The sequence below is a fragment of the Xanthomonas cassavae CFBP 4642 genome, from assembly GCF_000454545.1.
GTDB classification, from domain to species: Bacteria; Pseudomonadota; Gammaproteobacteria; order Xanthomonadales; family Xanthomonadaceae; genus Xanthomonas; species Xanthomonas cassavae.
In genome coordinates, this window is the sequence record NZ_CM002139.1 from 1,958,786 (window position 1) to 1,962,992 (window position 4,207).

Sequence of the window (4,207 nt, forward strand, 5' to 3'; positions counted from 1 at the left end):
ATGGAGGATCGGCAGAAGGTTGTGAAAAATTTCTGTGCTGACAGCGAGTTAGCCCACTTTGGGCTGTGTTTTACACGAATCCCTGCCAACCCTCGATGTAGTCGATCTCCATCTTGCCGGGCAGTGGTGCGGTGACGGCCGCCGGCGAGGTCACGCCGGTATAGGTCCCGCCGACGGCCAGATTGAGCAGCAGATAATGCTGCTGATGGAATTCGTGCAGCGATGCGCCCTTGATGTTGGAGATGGCGAATTCGAAGTAGTGCTGCCCATCAATGGACACGCGCAGGAACTGCGGGTCCCAGGTCAGCCGGTACACATGGAAGTCGTTGTGAAGGTTCACCGGGTGGGTGTAGCTGGTGTCGTAGTCGGCTTGCGCGCCGTTGTAGTCCCAGTGCGCGGCCGCACCGATGCGGCGGTTGGCGGCGCCGTTGGCGATCGCGGCCGCCATGCCGGCTTCCATCAGGTCGATCTCGCCACGGCCGGGCCACACGCCGATCGTGCCCAGCATCCAGTAGGCCGGCCACAGCCCATTGCCGACCAGCGGCGTCTTGATGCGCGCTTCGATCACCAGTCGGCCGTTATCGATGCGCGCGTTCTCGGGGCGGCTGGTGTAGTACTGCATCTCGCCGTTGCCCCAGCCGCACAACCCGATCTGGCAGCCGTTGCCAACATCGTAGGTCCACTTGCTGCCATCGATGGACGGCCCGTTGAAGTTCTCTTCCCACACCAGGGTTTGCGCTTGCGCACCGGGCGCCAACGCCACGCCGAGCACAACCGCTACCTGCATCGCCACACTGCCCAAGGACTTCATGCGTGCTTCTCCAAGCGCGGGCCGTGGCCCATGGAGAGGCGACGCTGCGGAGCCGGTACTTCAGTGTCAAAGCAACTGTCCGGCGTGTTTCAGTTTCGTTGTGTTCGTTCCGGAATAATCAATCATTGGCATGACGCCGGTCGCAAACGACCGCGCTTGCATGCTGCGTGGCAACAGTCGCCAGCGATGCTTGGTGGGTCGCGCGCGAAGTGCCGGTCCGCGAGTCACCAATCGCGTCACCAGCAGTATGCAGCCGCTTGGCACGCGTGCCGGCCAGGCAGCGATCGCTTCTGGACCATGCCTGGTAGCCGGGCGTGACCATCGCCGTAGCTGTGCAGCGGGATTGCAGGCAGTGCCGGCGTTACGGCGAGCCGATGCGGGGGAAGCGGTCAGGCCACCGGATGCACCGTCCATGCCACCAGCCGTATCACCAGCGGGCGCACGACCAACACGCAGCAAAACGCCGTGGGCATCGCAATGCGGTAGGCATCGAGCACGCGCCAATGGAAGCCCGGTGCCAGGCCGGTGGTGGCGGTGATCACCACGCACATCAACAGGGCCATGATTGCTGCCATGTAGAACGCGAAGACGAACGGCGTGGCGCGCACGCCCAGTTTCCAGCGTGGACGCGCAACGACCGAGGAGGGCGGAGATGAGCTCATGGGGTGACCTTGGAGGTGTCGCACAGTAGCGCCTTGACCGCACTGTAGGGTGGCCGCTGCAGGCGGGGTAGATCGCGTAAGCTTGCGGCTTCCGTAAGTGTTACTTACGAGTCGTTTGGTAATACGTGTTCCACCGATGAACATTCTTCAGTCGATTCGCAGTTTCGTCAGCACGGTCGATGCCGGCAGCATTGCCGGTGGCGCCAAGTTGCTTGGCATCAGCGCCGCGGCGGTGAGCCAGAACATCGCGCGGCTGGAACAGCATCTGGGCGTGCGCCTGCTGCACCGGTCCACCCGCAGCCTGGCATTGACCGAACGTGGCGCGCTGTACTTCGAGCAGGTACGCCAACTGGAGCGCGACCTGGAGCGTGCGCGGCAATTGGTGGCCGGCCCCCAGCAGGCGCCCGCCGGGCGCCTGCGGGTTGCCAGCACCGCCGCCTTCGCCCGGCATGTCCTTGCCCCGATGTTGCCAGCGCTGCACCAGCGGTATCCACAGTTGGAGATCGAGCTGCTGTGCACCGACCGGCTGGTGCAGCATCCGCAGGAAAATATCGATGTCAGCCTGCGCATCGAAGCGCAGCTGGAAGACGGCCTGGTGGCCCGCTGTATTGCCCAGGTGCCGTTCGTGGTGTGCGCCGCGCCCGCGTATCTGGCCAGCTTTGGCACGCCGACCAGCCCGGACGAATTGAAGTACCACCGCTGCCTGCTGTTGCGGTATCCGGTGGACGGCCGCTTCCTGCGCTGGACCTTCGTGCGCGACGGCGTGCGTTTCCAGCCGCAGCTGGGCCAGGCGATGGTCAGCGACGATGTGGACGCATTGGCCACCATGGCCGCTGCTGGCGGCGGCATCACGCGTGTGGCCGCTTTCGTGGTGCAGCCGTATCTGCAGCGTGGCCAGCTGCAGCTGTTGTTCCTGCCCGAGAGCACCGGCGCAAGCCAGGTCGCCCTGGAGCCGCTGCGGCTGTACCTGTGCGTTGCCGACCGCCGCGACTTTACGCCCAAGGTGCGTGCCTTGATGGACCACATCGTCGAACGTCTGCCGCCGGAATGGCAGGTAGCCGAACCGGCGTTGGCGCCGGGTTAGAGCGGCCGACAGAACGTAGCGCGCGCGTCCGGTTGGCGTGGCCAATGTGCAGGAGTGAAGTGCATGAGAAGGCTACAAGGACGCCGAGCTCCGGCCGCGGTCGCCGGGCGTTCTGCGCCGCAGGTGGGTCCGCCGCTCCTGGACTGCCGGTGCCAGGTCGGCTTGGATCGCCGGTGCAGCAACGCGGTGATTGCCGCAGCGACCGCAACCATGGGGGCAGCAGCCTGCTGCGTGAGATCTGCAACGCAAGGGAAATCCACTGCATCGGCTGGGCGCTCATGGGGTCGGTAGGCGAGGGCGTGCGCCGGCATCGCAGCGGGCGCGCCGGTGGGGTAGTGCGTGCGTAGCCGTCTGTCGCTGCGGCGCCTGACCGGAAGGCGACCGCCGCCGCGTGGGTGCGCTGGGGCGTGCCGGCGGCAGTGTCCGGCCGGCCAGGATGTGCACGCGCGCATGGCCGGCGACGGCGCCAGGCGGCTATGCTCGCGGGCTTCCAATAGCGGCGGGGCGATCCATGCAGCGAGTGTTCGGGCAGTTGCCAGACGGGGCCGAGGTCCATGCGTTGACGCTGCGCAGCGATGCCGGGTTGGCGGCGGAAGTGCTGACCTATGGCGGCATCCTGCACACGCTGCATCTGACCACTGCACAGGGCGTGGTGCCGCTGGTGCTGAACCTGCCGGATCTGCCCGCCTACGCCGCCGATGGCGACAGCCTCAACATCCTGGTCGGCCGCTTCGGCAACCGCATCGCCGGTGCGCGCTACACGCTCGATGGGGTCACCCACGCGCTGGCCGCCAACGAAGGGCGCAACCAGCTGCACGGCGGCCTGCGCGGTTTCGGCCGGCGGGTCTGGAACGTGCTGGAGCAAACCGCCGACCAGGTGCTGCTTGGCTACGACTCGCCCGACGGTGAAGAAGGCTATCCCGGCAACCTGCAGGTGCGTGCACGGCTGGCCCTGCATGGCGACATGCTGCAGCTGAACTTCGAGGCGCGCTGCGATGCCGCCACGCCGTTGAACCTGACCCATCACCCCTATTTCAACCTGTCCGGCGACCCGCAGATGCGTGCCGCATTTCAGGTGTTGCGGGTGCCGGCGGACCGCTATCTGCCGGTGGATGCCGAATCGCTTCCAACCGGGGAGATTGCCGCGGTGGCCGGTACCCCGTTCGACTTCCGCACACCTGCCGCGCTGGCCGAGCGGATCGACCCGGCGCATCCACAGATCGTGCTCGGCAAGGGCTACGACCAGTGCCTGGTGCTGGCCGAGGGAGCGCGCTGCGTCGCCGAGCTGTACTCACCGCACAGCGGAGTGGCGATGCGCATCAGCAGCGATGCGCCGGCCGTGCAGCTCTACGAGGGGCAGCATCTGGACGCCCATCACCCGGGGCTGGGCCGCGGCATCTGCATGGAGCCGCAGGATTACCCGGATGCGCCCAATCACCCGCAGTTCCCCTCGACCATCCTGCGACCCGGCCAGGTCTATCGCCGCCGCATCGCGTATCGCTTTGTTAGCCCGGGCCCGGAACAGTCGTGGGAGGTGGTCAGTGCTGCGCTGGATGGCTAGGGCAACGCTGATCAAGTCGGTCCCTATCGGAGAAAATATGCCCCTTCCTTCAAATCGGAACGACCGATGAAACAGCAGACATTGGCGAT

Annotated in this window: 3 protein-coding genes and 1 pseudogene; 2 read left to right on the forward strand and 2 right to left on the reverse strand. The window is 66.1% G+C overall.

The window, feature by feature from the left end; all coding sequences use genetic code 11:
• Window positions 1–82: 82 nt before the first annotated feature.
• A pseudogene (locus XCSCFBP4642_RS24415) lies at window positions 83–811 on the reverse strand (glycoside hydrolase family 16 protein); the annotation flags it as partial.
• Window positions 812–1,200: 389 nt separating this feature from the next.
• Window positions 1,201–1,473 (reverse strand): DUF2798 domain-containing protein, encoded by a 273-nt coding sequence (locus tag XCSCFBP4642_RS0108805; protein WP_029219459.1) that lies wholly within the window; start codon window positions 1,471–1,473, stop codon window positions 1,201–1,203.
• A gap of 136 nt (window positions 1,474–1,609) precedes the next feature.
• Here XCSCFBP4642_RS0108805 and XCSCFBP4642_RS0108810 point away from each other — a divergent pair, with 136 nt between their 5' ends.
• A complete protein-coding gene (locus XCSCFBP4642_RS0108810) occupies window positions 1,610–2,557 on the forward strand; it encodes a LysR family transcriptional regulator (RefSeq protein ID WP_029219460.1) in 948 nt (315 codons plus the stop codon).
• Between the two features lie 511 nt (window positions 2,558–3,068).
• Window positions 3,069–4,118 (forward strand): aldose epimerase family protein, encoded by a 1,050-nt coding sequence (locus tag XCSCFBP4642_RS0108815; RefSeq protein WP_029219461.1) that lies wholly within the window; start codon window positions 3,069–3,071, stop codon window positions 4,116–4,118.
• Window positions 4,119–4,207: the final 89 nt, after the last annotated feature.